This is a genomic window from Bradyrhizobium sp. SZCCHNPS1003 (assembly GCF_032381555.1).
GTDB lineage: Bacteria > Pseudomonadota > Alphaproteobacteria > Rhizobiales > Xanthobacteraceae > Bradyrhizobium.
Genome location: NZ_JAUHIU010000007.1, coordinates 121,337 through 138,540 on the forward strand (window position 1 = coordinate 121,337; position 17,204 = coordinate 138,540).

Annotated in this window: 12 protein-coding genes; 6 read left to right on the plus strand and 6 right to left on the minus strand. The window is 66.8% G+C overall.

Features of this window, described 5'->3' with window-relative positions; genetic code table 11:
• Positions 1 to 73: 73 nt before the first annotated feature.
• Positions 74 to 751 carry an OmpA family protein gene (locus tag QX126_RS13235; RefSeq protein ID WP_315781460.1) on the minus strand — a complete coding sequence of 226 codons (678 nt, stop codon included), beginning with the start codon at positions 749 to 751 and terminating at the stop codon, positions 74 to 76.
• 134 nt (positions 752 to 885) lie between these two features.
• Entirely contained in the window at positions 886 to 2,451 is a 1,566-nt protein-coding gene (locus QX126_RS13240) for a caspase family protein (protein WP_409999097.1), read from the minus strand.
• A 351-nt stretch (positions 2,452 to 2,802) separates the two neighbouring features.
• Between QX126_RS13240 and QX126_RS13245 the strand changes: the two genes are divergently transcribed.
• Complete coding sequence (locus tag QX126_RS13245; protein ID WP_315781466.1) at positions 2,803 to 3,609, plus strand: N-acyl homoserine lactonase family protein; 807 nt, start codon at positions 2,803 to 2,805, stop codon at positions 3,607 to 3,609.
• 662 nt (positions 3,610 to 4,271) lie between these two features.
• Here QX126_RS13245 and QX126_RS13250 read toward each other — a convergent pair.
• A complete protein-coding gene (locus QX126_RS13250; RefSeq protein ID WP_315781469.1) occupies positions 4,272 to 5,267 on the minus strand; it encodes a L,D-transpeptidase family protein in 996 nt (331 codons plus the stop codon).
• Positions 5,268 to 5,467: 200 nt separating this feature from the next.
• On the opposite strand from QX126_RS13250, the gene QX126_RS13255 reads away from it, so the two are divergent.
• The gene (locus tag QX126_RS13255) at positions 5,468 to 6,349 is read left to right on the plus strand and encodes an efflux RND transporter periplasmic adaptor subunit (protein ID WP_315740774.1); all 882 of its coding nucleotides are present in this window, start codon (positions 5,468 to 5,470) and stop codon (positions 6,347 to 6,349) included.
• Between the two features lie 75 nt (positions 6,350 to 6,424).
• Here QX126_RS13255 and QX126_RS13260 read toward each other — a convergent pair whose 3' ends face one another.
• Together QX126_RS13260 and QX126_RS13265 are read right to left on the minus strand one after the other, a co-directional pair.
• Complete coding sequence (locus QX126_RS13260; protein WP_315781472.1) at positions 6,425 to 7,771, minus strand: IS4 family transposase; 1,347 nt, start codon at positions 7,769 to 7,771, stop codon at positions 6,425 to 6,427.
• Between the two features lie 372 nt (positions 7,772 to 8,143).
• On the minus strand, positions 8,144 to 9,004 hold the full coding sequence (locus QX126_RS13265) for a caspase family protein (RefSeq protein ID WP_315781475.1): 861 nt from the start codon (positions 9,002 to 9,004) through the stop codon (positions 8,144 to 8,146).
• 428 nt (positions 9,005 to 9,432) lie between these two features.
• Between QX126_RS13265 and QX126_RS13270 the strand changes: the two genes are divergently transcribed.
• A complete protein-coding gene (locus tag QX126_RS13270) occupies positions 9,433 to 11,157 on the plus strand; it encodes a hypothetical protein (RefSeq protein ID WP_315781478.1) in 1,725 nt (574 codons plus the stop codon).
• Positions 11,158 to 11,290: 133 nt separating this feature from the next.
• On the opposite strand, the gene QX126_RS13275 is transcribed toward QX126_RS13270, so the two are convergent.
• Entirely contained in the window at positions 11,291 to 12,418 is a 1,128-nt protein-coding gene (locus QX126_RS13275) for an integrase core domain-containing protein (RefSeq protein WP_409998081.1), read from the minus strand.
• A 479-nt stretch (positions 12,419 to 12,897) separates the two neighbouring features.
• Between QX126_RS13275 and QX126_RS13280 the strand changes: the two genes are divergently transcribed.
• From QX126_RS13280 to QX126_RS13290, 3 genes are all read left to right on the plus strand, one after another.
• The gene (locus QX126_RS13280) at positions 12,898 to 13,623 is read left to right on the plus strand and encodes a thermonuclease family protein (RefSeq protein WP_315781480.1); all 726 of its coding nucleotides are present in this window, start codon (positions 12,898 to 12,900) and stop codon (positions 13,621 to 13,623) included.
• A gap of 155 nt (positions 13,624 to 13,778) precedes the next feature.
• Positions 13,779 to 14,966 carry a pyridoxal-phosphate-dependent aminotransferase family protein gene (locus QX126_RS13285; protein ID WP_315781483.1) on the plus strand — a complete coding sequence of 396 codons (1,188 nt, stop codon included), beginning with the start codon at positions 13,779 to 13,781 and terminating at the stop codon, positions 14,964 to 14,966.
• Positions 14,967 to 14,974: 8 nt separating this feature from the next.
• On the plus strand, positions 14,975 to 17,074 hold the full coding sequence (locus QX126_RS13290; protein ID WP_315781486.1) for a S9 family peptidase: 2,100 nt from the start codon (positions 14,975 to 14,977) through the stop codon (positions 17,072 to 17,074).
• Positions 17,075 to 17,204 lie beyond the last annotated feature (130 nt).

The following is a 17,204-nucleotide window of genomic DNA, read 5'->3' on the forward strand; positions in this document are numbered from 1 at the left end:
AATCCTGCGGGACGCATCCGTTCACTTCGATCTCCGGCCACGCGACCCCCGACGGCGCTTGATGGACGCGACGCTACTTGGCCGCCGCCGTCTTGCTCTGCATGTTGACGACCTGAACGCGGCGGTTCACCTCGGCGAGCGGCTGGCTCGGATCCTTCAGCTTGCTCTTGCCGTAGCCCACTGTCACCAGGTCGGCGCCGGCGATGCCGAACTTCTCGACCAGATAGCGCTTGATCGAATCGGCGCGGCGCTCGGAGAGGTCCTGATTGTAGGCCTCGCCACCGGCGGCATCGGTATGACCGGCGACGACGAAGGTCGCCCCCTTCAGCTCAGCGTTCGTCAGCGCCCGGCCGAGCGCCTGCACCGACGGCAGCGACTTCTGGCTGATGTTGGCGGAGTTGTAGTCGAAGGTGATCTCGAGATCGATGTTCGGCTTGGTCTTGGCGACCGCCGCGATCTCCTCGCGCTCGGCTGATGACAACGACCGCGTCGAGCGGCCGCGGATGCTCTGCAGGAACTTGTCCTGTTCCGGCGCGATCGCAGGCGCGGCCTCGGACGGCGGCGACATCGACAGTCCGCGGGTCAGCGGCCTCTTCGGTCCGGCCAACGCGCGGACGATCTGATCCTCGCTGACATCATCGGCGGCGAAGGCCGGCATCGCGCTCAGCGACGCGGCTGCGCTCAGAACTGTCACGGCCAGGAGAGCCGTCAGGCCGGCGGTCCTGGTCGAATTCGTTTTCGGTGCGGTCATTGCCATCCCTCCTCACGCGAACTGATGATCCCGGTGTCCGTCGCGAAGGCCCGCTCGCGACACCCGGCTGTCCGCTGTTATGTCGGTCCGGCCTGCCGCATGGTTCGAGCCGGCCGGCCGACGCGCGCAAGAAATCAGCGCACGCCGTAAGCTTCGAACTCGCGGACGATGTTGGGGTCCATCGCCTTGGCGTTGGCGATGTCGAGCGCGCCCTCCTGCGCGGCGCCGTTGCGCTGCTTGGCGAGGCCCCGGCCGTACAATGACGACGTCAGCCGCGGATTGATCTTCAGCGCCGCATCGAAATCGGCGATGGCGTTCTTGACCGCGCCGCTCTTGAGATTGACCAGCCCGCGGCTGTCGAGCGCGTCGACGAAATTCGGCCGCAGCCTCAGCGCCTCGTTGCAATCGCGCAGCGCAGGCTGCAGCTCGCCGACGACGGTGCGGGCCCAGCAGCGGTTGTTGAGCGCCTCGACGTCCTTCGGATTGATCCGGATGGTGTCGTCGAAATCGCGGATCGCCTGCGCGTAGGCGCCCTTGCTCGCATACACTTGGCCGCGCCGGTACAGCGCGCCGGCATCCTCCGGATTGGCCGCGATCTTGGCGCTCAGGCTCTTGATCGTCGGATCGTCGGCGAACGGATCCTGCGCAGGCGCTGCCGGAGCGGCGGGGGCCGCGGGCACAGCCGGAGCGGCGGGCGCCACGTTCGCGATCACAGGAGATGGCGCGGACACCGGCGGCGCTGGAGCAACCGGCGGCGGGGGCGGCGGGGTATCCACCTTCTGCACCGGCGTCGGCTGCGGCGCGGGCGGAGCCGGCGGCAGCGGTGACGGCACCGGCGGCGCCACCACGACCTGTGTCGGGGTCGGCGCAGGCGCAGGTGCAGGTGCAGGTGCAGGTGCGACACTGCTCTCGGCCGGCGGCGGCCTGACGCCGCCATTGCCCGGCACGAAGGAGAAATCCTCCGCCAACGACGACGAGATCCACGGCACCTGCTCGCTGCGCGACGCGCGGGTGACGCCGACGCGGGTGCGATTCAGCGTCTCCTCGGCGGTGAGGTCGGGAACGCGGATCTCCTTCAGCAGCTCCTGCACGAACAGGCTGCGATCGCGCCCGCCATCCGTCACGACAGCGGACAGCGCCGCCGAGTACATCACCAAAGTACCGCTCGGTGCGATGACCGGCGCGAGGCCGGCCGAGGCGGTGCGGAACCTGCGCTCATAGGGATTGCGCCGGGAGGCATCGAGCAGCGCGATCTTCACGCCGGCGCCGCGGCTGTTGATCTCCTGCAGCACCTGCTCGAGGCCGATGCCGTCGCGCCGCACGTCGGCCTCCTGCCAGATCTGCGCGTCGACCGGGATCATGTAGCTCTGCCGGCTCGACTGGATGCCGTAGCCGGAGAAGAACAGCAGCGCCACCGAGCCTGGCTTGATCTTGCCATAAAGCCGATCGAGGCCGCGGCGCATCGCGTCGCCGCCGGCATTTTCCAGGGTCTCGACGCTGAAACCGTCGCGCTTCAACTCGTCGGTGAGATCGCGGGCATCGTTGACCGGCTCCTTGAGCGGCGCCTCGGCATCCGGATATTTTGCATTGCCGATCACCAGCGCGAAACGGTCGCCGGCCGCGCGCGCGGGCCAGGAGACCACGGCCGAGAACGCGACGGAGAACATCAGGCCGAGCGGCAACAGCAGGCGGAAAGTCATCACGATGGCGGTCCAGCGGTCAGCAATCAGGCGCCGTCCAGCTTGCGCCGCGGCGACCATATCCCACGCGTCAGGCATTATCAAATCGCCGTGACGGCACGTCAACCGCTTGCAGAGGTTGAAGAATCGTCTGAGGCGGCGACCGCCCGCAGGAGCCTCTTGCGAGCTGCGGGTCATGACACGAGCGGACCATGCAACGATCCCAATGGCTTGAAATGTGAGATGCCTCACGCTGTGTCGCGGCAGCGCACCGTCCGGTTCGACGCGCACCGCGATTGACCTCGATGCGATTGACCTCGATCCCTGCCGATGGCTCGATGGCGGCCGTGCCCAACCAACGAGAAGGCCATCATGGGGAACGCTGCCGAGATCTACGCGCTGCGCTATGCGACGATGTCGCCGCGCACGCCGCACATGAACTTCCTGCAGCCCGATCCGCACGACAGCATGGCGCAAGACCTCGACTATTTCGTGTGGCTGATCCGCCGTGACGGGCGCGACATCCTGGTCGATACCGGCTTCAACGCCGCGGAGGCCGAGATCCGCCACCGCACCCTGACGCGCGATCCGATCGACGCGCTCGCTTCCTTCGGCGTCGCGGCGGCCGGCATCCGCGACATCATCGTGACCCATCTGCACTACGATCACGCCGGCAATCTCGACCGCTTCCCGAACGCGCGCTTTCACCTGCAGGAGCGCGAGATGGCCTATGCCACGGGCCGCTGCATGTGCAACGGCATGCTGCGCTACCCGTTCACCGTCGAGCACGTCACCACCATGGTGCGCCACGTCTATGGCGACCGCGTCACCTTCCACAACGGCGACGGCGAGGTCGCGCCCGGCGTCACCGTGCACCGGGTCGGCGGCCATTCCGACGGGCTGCAGGTGGTGCGCGTCGAGACCGCGCGCGGCCCGGTCGTGCTCGCCTCCGACGCCGCGCATTACTACGCCAACCTGCAGCGCCGCAGCCCGTTTCCGATCGTGCTCAATATCGGCGACATGATCCAGGGCTGGGAGATCATCGAGCGCCTCGCCGGGCATCCGGATCGATTCATTCCGGGCCACGATCCGCTGGTGACCGAACTCTATCCGCGCGTGAGCGAGGCGGCCGATGCCTATGCGCTGCATGTGGCGCCGTCGCGGCCGTTTGCGAGATAGTGGCGCCGAGCCTGTAGTTCTGATGTGATTGTCAAACAGCCCACGCGGCTGAGCACCAGCGTTCTCGCGGCGCGTTTCGCGTCCGAGCTGTGATCATCGGGACACCCTCTTGAAGCAGAGGGCGCAGGGAGAGCCAGGCCTCGGCTGAGGCCTGCGGTCCGCCTGCGAGAAAAAATGCAGGCGGCAGAACCACAGGTACAGCCGGAATGACCCGGCCCTCCCTGCGCGATGGCTTTACGATTTATACGCAGTCTCCTCGGTGACCGGCTTGTTTGCCACCGTGGCGACAACGCGCGCATGACGCGCATTGCGCGGACCTCAGCGTCGGGAGGCCAGGACCCTGCGACTTCACCGTCCGCGGCATGGCGTACGTCGGCGTGCCGAGCACGCTGCACCACATCGCGGCCATCGCATCCCACCCCAACGCGTCGTGACGTTCGCGAAAGCGCCCCTCTTCAACGAGGCGGGACGGGCGTAAATCTCCACCCGATTTGCCCGACGGCGCAAGCGATTTCTTTTTTACCGAACATCTGGACAGGGCAGATCAAGTTGAGATGACTGGATAAATCGGCCGCTACGCGCAGATGCAGATTGACGTGCTCCGTCATTGCGAGGAGCGAAGCGACGAAGCAATCCAACCGCCCCGGAATGATTGTGAACATTCAATGCAGCTCCACCTTCGCCTTCTTCGCCAGGTGGTCGCCAAGGAATCGCACGTCCCAATTGGTCAGCCGCACGCAGCCATGCGACTCCGACTTGCCGACCTTGGACGGCTCGGCGGTGCCGTGGATGCCGTAGCCGATGCCGACCGACAGGCCGATCCAATAGGCGCCGACCGGGTTGTTGGGGCCGGGCTTGATGGTGAACGGCTTGCGCGCCTTCACACCCTTGAACTTGTAGTCGGGGTTATAGCGGTAGTTCGGGTTGGCATCGATCGAGATCACCTTGAAGCTGCCGACCGGCGTCGGCTTCTCTTCGCTGCCGACCGTGGCGGGAAATACCGCCACCAGCTTGCCGTCCCGGTCGAACGCCTGCACGGTGCCGGCGTCCTTGCTGATGTCGAGCCGCATGATTTTCGGCGCGGCGTCGTCCGGCTTCATCACATTGGCGACGGAGATCTGCTCGCCCTCCTTGTCGAAGCCGGCCTTCGGATTGAGCGCCGACAGCAGCGCTTCGCTCATGTGGAATTTCTCGGCCAGCGCCTCGCGCGGCGAGGTGTAGCCGAGCGCCGGCAGGTCCTTCATGTCCTCCATGTGATGCGGCAGCTTCTTCAGGAACGGCCCTTTCACATCGTCGCGGGTGATCGTGTAGGAGACGATGGCAGGCGCCTGGTCGCCGCGCAGCAACGCATCCCACAGCTCGGGCGTCAGCTTCGCATCACCGGCAAGGCCCTGATCGCCCGCAAGCCCCTTGGCGCGCGCGAACGCGGCGAGCGCCTTGCGCGCATTGTCGCCGAAGCGGCCGTCGATCTCGCCCGGCGAGACGCGCGCGCGATCGAGCAGCACCTGGGCGCGGATCGCCACTGGGTCCATCTTCTCCTCGGCCGGCGGCCGCTTGCGCAGCTCGGCACCGTTGACGGCGTCGGCGGTGAGCTCGGCGGAGACCGCAGGCGTGACGACGACGGCGCAGAGCAGAAGCGGTATCCAGGGCCGAAGCATGAGCGTGAGTCTCAAGTGGAGATGGCTGACATCGGCAGCGTCAACGTGGACGCTGCCGAGAAGTTCGGGGGGCGTCGGCTGAACGTCGCGGCGTCCTGGCGCGACTACCAGGGACGCGGGTCGGCTGGCCCGGCGGCGGCGCGTCTGCTATCTCGACCACGGCCGTTGAATGAATGGGTTTTCGCGAGGATCGGTTTCGCATGGGACATGCCGCAATTGCCGCCACGATGCGCCGGATGCCGATGCTCGCCGCCGCCGGCCTGCTGGCGATGATCCAGGCTGCGGCGGCGGCCGAGGACACCGCGCCGAGGGGCGCCGCGGTCAGCGTGCTCAAGGCGACCAAGGCCTGCTTCGACAACACCGTCGAGGTGTCCGGCATGGTGCTGGCGCGCGACGAGACCGCGGTCAGGCCCGACCGTCCCGGACTGAAGGTCGCGGAGGTGCTGGTCGATGCCGGCGACACCGTCACGGCCGGACAGAACCTGGCGCGGCTGACGCCGCCGGAGGGCGGCACGATCATGATCCAGGCGCCGGTGGCGGGCACCATCCTGTCGTCGAGCGCCACCATCGGCGCGTTTGCCTCCGGTCGCGGCGAGGCGCTGTTCTCCATTCTCGCCCGCAACGAATATGATCTCGTCGGCCTGGTGCCGAGCGCGCAGCTCGCCAAGCTCGCGGTCAACCAGACGGCGCGGATCCGCATCGTCGGGGCCGGCGAGGTCGAAGGCAAGATTCGAAGGGTCGCGCCGACCGTCGAGCCGAACAGCCAGCTCGGCCAGGCCTTCATCGGCATCAACGGCACGGCGCGGCTGCTGGTGAATTCGTTCGGGCGCGCCGTGATCAAGATCGGCCAGAGCTGCGGCGTCGCGGTGCCGCTGACCGCCGTGCTGTACGACCCGGACGGCACGGTGGTGCAGGTGGTCCGCGCCCAGCGCATCGAGACCAAGCGGGTCGAGATCGGCCTGATGGCCGGCGGCCAGGTCGAGATCCGCGACGGCCTGGCCGAGGGCGACGTCGTGGTCACCCGCGCCGGCGCGCTGCTGCGCGAAGGCGACCCGGTGCGGCCGGTGATGGCGAGCAATTGACGGACACGGCCGAGTCCTGCGGGACATAGCGGGGAGACCGCGCCAGACGCGGTCCGCTCCCCTCCCCCTTGCGGGCTACGGGATTCCCGGTTTTATGCTTTGGGTTGCAAGTAGATAGCCTTCAAGCATTGCAGCGAGACGATCCCAGCCGTCTCGCATTGTCTTTGGCCCTGGTGGTTTACCGTAGCAATTCCAGCCGCCGAGGCGTGCCGCGATCCATGCGACGAACGCGAGGGAATCGGGAGGATGTGGGTTCTGCTGCCGCGCGGTCTTGCCTTCGAGCGTTTTTGATAGGTGCCCCAGAGCTGGTCTGAAGGCCGGGTCGATCACGTCGCTCATGGGACGGGGACTGCCGTCTCTGGCGTCGACAAGCTGGATGGTCCGGATAGCGCCAGCAAGCCCGATCGCCGCGAGATTGAACATGCGATCGGCATCGATGACCTGACTGTCGTCGAGAGCCAAGCCATCGCTCTTGAGAGCACGGAAGACCTGTTCGATGCGCCAGCGCAATCGATAGAGTTGCACGATCTGTTCGGCATCTGCCGCGCTGGCAACGGAATGGGTCGTGAGCAGATGCCACAACAACGGTGTTTTGCCGGCGGGCGCATCGATCTCACGCGCCTGTATCAAAGTCATTTCGATGGCATCGCAGGCCTCTGATCGTTTCAGGCTCTGTGGCCGGGCAAGAGACACGCTTCCGGCGCGAAGCTCGACGGTCGCCCCGCGCCCTTTATCGCCGGGGCCGCGCGGCGCCACCTTGACGAGGCTTGTTTTCAGCACCTTCGTCTCGGCAAGCGCTGCAAACAGCATTTTGCCATCGGACAGGCAGCGATCTTGCGCAGCACGCACGATCAGATCGAGCCCTTCCGGCTTACGCGTAAACAACGGGTAGATGTCGCTTTCGCGATCGGCGACCATCGTGACGCTGGCCGCCTCCGATAAGACGCCGGCAGCCGCCTGACAGCCATACAGCCAGCGTATCGACTCCTTATCCTCGATCGCTCGCTTGCGGCGAGCCGGAACTCGTCCGGCTGAGCGCGTCCAGATTTCCGCGTCGACAAGTCCCAACACCGCCTCGCTCTCGACGTCGAGGGCAATCACGGGATGGATGAAGAAGCCGGGTGTTTTTCCGTCCCCGCCAGGACCGAAGCCGCGCCGCTTCTTGTCACGGCCGGAGAAATTGATCTCGCTCGTGTCCTGGATCGCCAGAATACGCCGTCCCACGCATTGAGCCGCAGTCCGAGCCGCCAGCGTCTCGACGATCCGATCGACCGAGACGTGGTGCGAGGACAGAAATCGGTGAATGGCCTTCTCGCCGGCTCGCGTCTCCCCCAACTTCCGCAAGACCAGCGTGCCTGCTGTCGCCACCCGTTCGATCAGCCAGTCAGCCCGCTCCGCAACTCGAATATCGCCAAATGACATTCAAAGCTCTCCACCGAACCGGTCGAAAACTTTGAATCACATCCAGAAATCGCTTGGAATCGCTTTCGGGCATCCCGTAGCCCTTGCGGGGAGGGGTCGGGGGTGGGGGTTCTCCGAGTCGCACTCGACGTGATGAGCGCGCGAGCTCCAGGGAAATCTTCAGCGATCTAGGACAAGGGCCATGCGGGGAATCGCTATCCCTGCCAAAGCGGCCTTGTAGGGAAGGCTCAAGCCAACGACGCGCGGCGCCTGCGAACCCCCACCCCCAACCCCTCCCCGCAAGGGGGAGGGGAGCTGACCGTCAGCTTGGTGAGAGCGGGGCAGACGCTCCGAGCGTCAGATGCGTTGGACGAGAGATGGAAAACCGCCGCCTCAGCTGCCGGCGTTCGCGACGTCGGCGCTGAAGCGGATGTCCTCGACCAGCGAGGACGACACGGTCGGCACCTGCTCGCCGTCGGAGCTGCGCGCGATGGCGTTGCGGGTCTTGTTGAACACGGCCTCGGCGCTCGGGCTCTTGCCGAGCTGATTGAGCAGCTCGCCGACCAGCACGCTGTTCTGGCCCTTCGGATCGTCCAGCACCTTGCCGGGCGTCGCCGACGACAGGATCAGCGCATTGGCAGGCGCATTGATCGGCGCCAGGCCGTGCGAATAGGCGCGGAAGCGGCGCTCATAGGGATTGCGACGCGCGGCGTCGATCACGACCAGCTTGGCGCGCGCACCCTGCTCGCGGACCGTATCGAGCAGGCCCTCGATGCTGGTGCCGTCGCGGCGCACGTCGGCCTCCTTCCAGATCTTGGCATCGACCGGGATCATGTAGCTCTCGCGTCCCGCCTGGATGGCGTAGCCGCCGAAGAACAGCATCACGACCGAGTCGGGCTTGATCCTGGCCTTGAGGCGCTCGACCGCGCGGATCATGTCGTCCTTGTTGGCATCCTCGACGACATCGACGTCGAAGCCGTCGCGGCGCAGCGCGCCAGTCAGCGCCCGGGCATCGTTGATCGGCTGGACGAGCGGCGCATTCGCATCGGGGTAATGACCATTGCCGATGACCAGCGCGAGGCGCGCGCCGTTGGCGGTCGCCACGCTGCTCTGCTCGGAGGCTGCCGCCTTGGGCGCCTCGAGCGAACGCTTGTTGAGGGCAGCATGCGCACCGATGGCGAGCGACACCGTGCAGAGAAGCGCGGCGGCGATCACGGCCGACCGGCGGGAGAGAGAAGGCTGCCTTGCGGTCATCACGTCAATCCTGGTCCGAGCCTGCCCAAGCGTGACCAAAGGGGCGCACCCTTTGGTCGCGCTGGCGCCTCTGAGGTTTGAGGGGTTGCGAGACGATGTGTCGTCGAATTGCGCGCAATTTGCGGCACCGCAACGAGGAAAGGCTTAACCCGAACCCGCATCCCAAGCAACACCGGAACAGCCTTGACTTTTCAAGCACTTGAAGAGAAACGCAAATTTAACCATGGCGCCGATCTCCAAAGAGCCCTGGGCGGGCCGCCGGGAAGCCATATTGCCGCCCAATCCGCCTCGCGCCGTGACCGCCGTCACGTTGTCTTTGGCCGTCCAGCGTGTCAGTTTGACCCATGCATGCGCGTGACGCGCCGTTGCCGGGCGTTTCGAGCAGCGCATGCCGTTCGTCCCGCCTCCGACAACCCGCGAGTCCTCGCTTGAGTTTCCAGTATTTCGCCGGCGCGGCCTGCCGCGCACTGACGGCCCGGAAGGATGGGCCCTCGCTGTACGAGGTCTGCGATCCCATCCTGCGCCGGCCCGGCAGCGGCGACCCGCATCTGTCGAAATTCTACCGGACCGCGCTGGGGAACCCCGCGCTGCGCGCATTGCTGCGCCGTGCCGGCCTGCCCGAGTTGAACGATCCCGCTGTTCTCAATGCGCTGCGGGACGCGCTGGTTCTCGCCCGCGACAATCCGACGCCGGACTGGGAGCAGGTCGGCCGCCCGATCGCCGATCTGGTCGACAGCGTCGCCTTGCATCACCCTGCCCCGCCGCGCCGGACCGCGGCGGCGGCCATGCCGCCGGAAGGCGAGATCGACCGCGTGATCCGGGCCTGTGGCGCCGACCTGCTCGGCTCGTTCAGCCGCAATGGCTTCATCCCGACCTATGCCGCCTTCAACCTGATCGGCGATCCCGACATGAAGGGCCGCGAGGTGCTGATGGCGCTGCAGGGGCTGGACGCGCGCGGCTACAAGAACTCGACATTGCTGTTCAACCTCGCCCGCGTCTTCATCGCGCGCTCGCCGGCGGCGGCCGTCATCAATCCGCCGTGGCGCGGCATCGCCGAGCCGATGTGGGAGCCGGTGCAGATCCGCCACCGCTCGGCCTATTACGACGCGTTCTTCACCGAGGCGCTGCTGAGCTATCTGGAGACGGGCCTCGCCTCGTCGGAGCAGACGACCGCGGCGCGCACGGCGATTTCGGCCATGGTCGAGTTCTGCCTGACCGTCAGCCGCGAGGAGGTGCGCGGCGCCGACGGCAAGAGCTACGACGTCGTCACCGCGCTGGCGCCGCCGCCGCATCCGCGCTTCTCGCGCTTCTTCACCCAGATCAAGCAGGACCTCGGCTTCGGCGTCTACGTGCCGGATTGCGACACCACGGCGTGCTCGTTCTCGGCGGCGACGCAGGCCGGCTCGGACGATCCGATGCTGAGCCAGCCGCTGCTGGATTTCTATGCCGGCTACCAGGTGCGCGCCGGCGGCAACGAGCCGCGCGTGACGGTGCCGATCAACGACAACATCGACTATGAAGGCGGCGTCGCGACCTGGATCGACAGTCTGGCCGGCGAGCGGCCCTACGGCAATGATCTCGATCCGACGCTGAATCTCGACGTGCTCGAAGTGTCGTTCCGCAATCTCGGGCGCTGGCAGGTCCTGGAGACGCAAGCCCGGCTCGACGTCGTCAGGCGAATCGTCGGCTTCCAGCAGCGGCTGGTTCTGAGCGGCGCGTTCGCCGACCCGCGCGCGCACATCTATTATCTGCCGGAGCTGTATTGCGCCTATTTCGGCCGCTGCTACCACGCCTTCATGGCACTGCCGCCCGCCGCGCGGCGGGCGATCGATCCCGACGGCGCGTTCGAGCTCATTCGTCTGCGCGTGCTCGGCTATGTCGAGGACGAGCTGATCGGCCGCGAGATGAACCCGTTCGACGCCGCGCTGGCGCTGATCGCGCTTGGACATCTCGGCGGCGCTGCGGCGAGCTTCGCGCCCGCGGTGCATTGCATCGTGACGTCGTTCGGCGAGGGCGGCCGGCGGCATCCGTACCGCGCCTATGAATGGAACAAGATGAAGACCCCGACCCGCATCCTGGTCGGCGGCCCCGAGGTGACATCCGCCTTCGTGCTGATGGGCCTGGCGCTGGCGCGAAGGGTCGTGGTGCGGTGAGGCCGAAGCTGTGTCGCCGATGTCGGTCCACTCCCCTCCCCCTTGCGGGGAGGGGTCGGGGGTGGGGGTGGGGGTTGACCGACCGGGTTGATCCCTGACATTTTGGACCGGGCTGATCCCTGACACTATTCGATCACTGCTGTGTTGTCTCCGCCGTTTCCTGCGCGACGCGGAGCCGCGCACGCGGCGGAGCAAAGCGCAGGAAACGGCGGTCGCGGTCGATCAGCCCGAGGTCTCGGCCCCAGAAGCGGACGATGTGGCCGCCGGTATCGTGCTTGGCGAGGCCGATGAGTTCGCCGGCGAGCGCTTCGCCAACGAAGACGTGCTCGCCTTGCCATTTGATGTCCCCGGTGGGACGCACGCGGCGGACCTCGTGATCGGCGTCGTACCAGGGATCATCGAGACGGTCTGGCATGAAGCGCACCGGCCTGCGCCAGAGCTTGACGGGGGCCACCTGGTCGAGCGCCTCGTGCGGCCGCTCCTCGTTGAAGTGGCGGCGAAAGGCGTCGAAGCGTCGCTGCTGCTCGGCGGCCGTGTCTGCCGGTGGCTTCGACGTCTCGGCCTTCAGCGTGCGGTGCATGCGCTCGTGCCGGCCGTTGTCCTGCGGGCTCGCTGGTGGGATGTAGCGTGGCTCGATGCCGAGCTTGAGCCACCACACCGAGAGCGCCGAAAGGCCGCCAGCTCCCGTCGATCCGAACGGTACTCCATTGTCGGAGCGGATCGCGTCGGGAAGGCCGATATCCTTGAAAACGCGCTCCAGAGCGCCCTTCACGCCAGCCCAGGTCGGATCGACAATGCGCACCTCGATGAGATAGCGGCTCGCCGCATCGGTGATGGTGAGCGGATCGCAGCGCGTGCCATCGCCAGTGCGGAACCAGCCTTTGAAGTCGATCGCCCACTCGTCATTGGGGCCCTCCGCCGGCGTGATCAGCTCGCCTTGCGCGATCGCCCGACGTCGGCGTGGCCGCGCTTCGACCAGGCCTTCACGCTTCAGGAGGTCGCCGATCGTCGAGGCCGCCGGCCAGTCGACCTCCGGCCGCTCGCGCGCGAGCCAGGCCTTGATCTTCTTGGGGCCAAAATGCGGAAACCGTCGTCGTGTTGCGATGATGCGCCGTGCCAGCCGGTCCGCTGTGGCGTGCGGGCAGTTCTGCACGGCGTGGCTCTTCTCCTCGAACCACTGCGGATCCCCGCTCGCGCGGCGGCGCTCCCAAACGTAGAACGTCTCCCGGCTGATGCCGTGCCGCGCGCACAGCTCCGTCACCGAAAAAGCTCCCGTGTCGTACTCCCGAAACAACCCGATACGCTGCTCCACAGGACTGCTCTCCCTGAAAGGCATCGACCGATCCTCCTTCGAATCGGACGAAGCTTGCCTGTCAGGAATCAACCCGGTCTGAATTGTCAGGACTCAGCCCGGTTCATACCGGTCAGCGAGTCGCGCTCTGACTGATGCCAGCGTGTGCCGCTGAGGATCTGTGTGTTTCACTCCCCTTCGCAAGGACCGTAGCCGAAAGCCTTGGCACGATCTCGCACAACAGCTGAGTTCAGCGCCCGCGGACCCCCACTCCCGACCCCTCCCCGCAAGGGGGAGGGGAGCGCACCACCGTTGTTGTGATAGCTCGAGTCGAAACGTCCCCACCATCGCGTGAAGTTGAGCAGGTCAGGCAATCACGGCGCTGGAACAACCGGGCGATCCGCCGCACAATTGCCCCAGCCCTCCCCAAGGACGATCCGCGCCCGTTCATGTCGATGAAGCCAGCACTTCTTCTCCTGCTCACGCTCGCCCCGGCGCTCGTCCATGCCGCCGACATCACCGGTCCCGCCAAGGTCCGCGAGGCCGACAGCGTGCTGATCGGCACGACGCGCATCCGGCTCGGCGGCATCGACGCGCCCGCCGTCGATCAGCTCTGCCTGAACAAGAACGGCGAGCGCTGGACCTGCGGCGTGGCGGCGCGTGACGAACTGATCAAGCACGCCGACGGCAAGAGCTGGACCTGTCATCCGCGTTCGATCGATCGCCGCGGTCGCCAGGTCGCGCGCTGCGACGTCGACGGCGAGGACATCCAGAAATGGCTGGTGCGCAGCGGTTGGGCGCTGGCCTATCGCACCATCTCGCACGATTACGAGCCCGACGAGGCCGAGGCGCGGGCCGCCAAGGCCGGCATGTGGCAGGGCGCATTCATCGCGCCGTGGGACTGGCGCGTGCGCAACAAGAAGACCACGATCCTCGGCGCCACCAAGCCACCGGACAGCGCGAAAGCCATCCTGCTCGCCTCGGCCTCGGGACCGGTCGCGCCGTCGCCCGACTGCACCATCAAGGGCAACGTCAACGGCGCCGGCGAGTGCATCTATCACACGCCGAAGAGCCGTTGGTACGCTCAGATCAAGATGCACGTCGCCAAGGGCACGCGCTGGTTCTGCTCGGTCGAGGAGGCCGAGGCCGCCGGCTGCCGCGAGACGAGGCGCTGACGGCCTGACGCGCCGGCCCGCCGGGGCATGCCAGCCCCCCGGCTTCTCCGGCTTTTCTTAATGCGCCGCGCCACGTAAAACGACCATGGGCCAGCCGTGTGCGAGAGCCCGCCACCACCCTCAACCGCCAAACCACATCGCCGAGGACACTGACAATGACCGTTCGCGCGGGCCGGGAGTTTCTGGCCATCCCGGGACCCACCACGATGCCCGACGAGGTGCTGCAGGCGATGCACCGCCCGGCGCTCGACATCTACTCCAAGCAGATGGTCGAGCTGACCGACGGCATCATGTCCGATCTCGGCCGCCTGTTCGCGACCAAGGGCAAGACCTACATCTACATCGCCAACGGCCATGGCGCCTGGGAGGCCGTGCTCTCCAACGTGCTGTCGCGCGGCGACAAGCTGCTGGTGCTGGAGAGCGGCCGCTTCGCGATCGGCTGGGGCCATGCGGCGCGCGCGATGGGCGCCGAGGTCGAGGTTCTCAGGGGCGACTGGCGCCGCGCGGTGCGCCCGGCCGAGGTCGAGGCGCGGCTGCGCGCCGACAAGGAGCACACCATCAAGGCCATCGTGGTGGCGCAGATCGACACCGCCTCGGGCGTCGTCAACGATGTCGAGGCGATCGGCCGCGCCATCAAGGCCGCGGGCCATCCGGCGCTCTATATGGTCGACACCGTCGCCTCGCTCGGCTGCATGCCGTTCGAGATGGATGTCTGGGGCATCGACGTCGCGATGTCCGGCTCGCAGAAGGGCCTGATGACGCCGCCCGGCCTCGGCTTCGTCGCGGCCAACGACCGCGCGCTCGAGGCGCATAAGCGCGCCAACATGCGCACGCCCTATTGGGACTGGAGTGAGCGGGAGGGCGCCGAGCACTATCGCAAATATGGCGGCACCGCGCCGGTGCATCTGCTGTTCGCGCTGCGCCAGGCCATGGACATGCTGTTCGCGGAAGGGCTGCCGCATGCGTTCCGCCGCCATGCCCTGCTCGGCGAGGCCGTGCGCCGCGCGGTGGCGAAGTGGAGCGAGGGCCAGGTGATCGGCTTCAATATCGCAGACGCCGCGGAGCGTTCCAACACCGTGACCACGGTGCTGGTCGGCGGCGGCTATGATCCGGCCGTACTGCAGACCTACTGCAAGGAGCAGTGCGGCGTCGTGCTCGGCACCGGGATCGGCGACCTCCAGGGCCAGGCGTTCCGCATCGCCCATATGGGCCATGTCAACGCGCCGATGGTGCTGGGCACGCTCGGTGTGATCGAAATGGCGCTGGTGGCGTTGAAGATTCCGCATGGCCGCGGCGGCCTCGACGCCGCGATCCAATGGCTCGGCGAGAGCGTGACCCCGTAAAGGACGACATGACCGACAGCAGCACAAGTGCGCCGGTGGCGCCGCGCCGCCCTTATTCCTTCACCCGCCACGGCATCACCGTGAGCGACGATTATGCTTGGCTGAAGGATGCGCGATGGCAGGAGGTGCTGCACGATCCGTCGCTGCTCGACGCCGACATCCGCGCCTATCTCGAGGCCGAGAACGCCTATGCGGAATCCGTGCTCGGCCACACCGCACCGCTGCAGAAGAAGCTCGTCGCGGAGATGCGCGGCCGCATCAAGGAGGACGATTCCTCGGTGCCATCGCCGGACGGGCCCTACGCCTACTTCCGAAAGTACCGCGAGGGCGGCCAGCACGAGCTGTTCTGCCGCACGCCGCGCAACGGCGGGGCGGAGACCATCGGGCTCGACGGCGATGCGCTGGCGCGCGGGCATGAGTATTTCAAGTTCGGCGGCAGCCGGCATTCGCACGACCACAAGCTGGCCGCCTGGAGCGCCGACACCAAGGGCTCGGAATATTTCACGATCCGCGTCCGCGACTGGGACGGTGGAAACGATCTCGTCGATCTCGTCGAGGAGACCGACGGCGGCGTGGTGTGGTCGCGTGACTGCAAGAGCTTCTTCTACGTCAAGCTCGACGACAATCACCGCCCGATGCAGGTGTGGCGGCACAAGCTCGGCACCAACCAATCAGACGATTTGCTGGTCTATGAGGAGAAGGACACCGGCTGGTTCACCCATGTGCACGAGTCGACCTCCGGCCGGTTCTGCGTGATTGCCGGGGGCGACCATGAGACCTCGGAGCAGCGGCTGATCGATCTCGATGATCCCGATGCGCCGCCGCGTCTGGTCGCCGCGCGCGAGAACGGCGTGCAATATTCGATCGCCGATCGCGGCGACGAGCTGTTCATTCTCACCAATGCCGACGGCGCGATCGACTTCAAGATCGCGACCGCGCCGCTGGCCGCGCCCGAGCGCACCAACTGGCGCGACCTCATTCCGCATCGCGCCGGCATCTATGTGCTCGACCACGATCTCTATGCCGGCCATCTGGTGCGGCTGGAGCGCGCCAATGCGCTGCCGTCGATCGTGATCAGAGACCTGAAATCCGGCGAGGAACACGCGATCGCCTTCGACGAGGGCGCCTATTCGCTCGATGCGATGGGCTCCTACGAGTTCGACACCACCAACCTGCGCTTTGCCTATTCGTCGATGACGACGCCGTCGGAAGTGTGGGACTACGACATGGTGACGCGCGCGAAAACCTTGCGCAAGCGCCAGGAGATTCCGTCAGGGCACAATCCGGCCGACTACGTCACCACGCGCATCATGGCCAAGGCCCAGGATGGCGCCGAGGTGCCGGTGTCGCTGCTGCACCGGCGCGACTTCAAGGCCGACGGGTCAGCGCCGCTGCTGCTCTACGGCTACGGCTCCTACGGCCATGCGATGCCGGCGTCGTTCTCGGCCAACCGGCTGTCGCTGGTCGACCGCGGCTTCGTCTATGCCATCGCCCATATCCGCGGCGGCACCGACAAGGGCTGGGGCTGGTACCTCGACGGCAAGCGCGAGAAGAAGACCAACAGCTTTGACGATTTCTCAGCCTGTGCGCGGGCGCTGATCGCGGCCAACTACACCAGCGCGAAACGCATCGTCGGCCATGGCGGCAGCGCCGGCGGCATGCTGATGGGCGCGGTCGCCAACCGCGCGGGCGAGCTGTTCGCCGGCATCGTCGCCGAGGTGCCGTTCGTCGACGTGCTCAATACCATGCTCGACGACAGCCTGCCGCTGACGCCGCCGGAATGGCCCGAATGGGGCAACCCGATCGAGAGCGAGACGGACTTCCGCACCATCCTGTCCTACTCGCCCTACGACAACGTCGCCGCCAAGGAGTATCCCGCGATCCTCGCGATGGCCGGTCTCACCGACCCGCGCGTCACCTATTGGGAGCCGGCGAAGTGGATCGCCCGGCTGCGCGCGACGATGACCGGTGGCGGCCCTGTCGTGCTGCGCACCAACATGGGCGCCGGCCACGGCGGCGCCTCCGGCCGCTTCAACCGCCTCGACGAAGTCGCGATCGTCTATGCGTTCGCGCTGTGGGCGGTGGGCTTGGCGGATAGAAGCGCGTGAGCGCGGCGACTGACAGCAACAGCGAGATGTGTAGCGGGATCTCGCCCGACCAACAGTGCCGTCCCTGCGAACGCAGGGACCCATAACCACCGTCCCCGGTTGTTGGGCAGGCTGGAGCTACTTTCTTCGT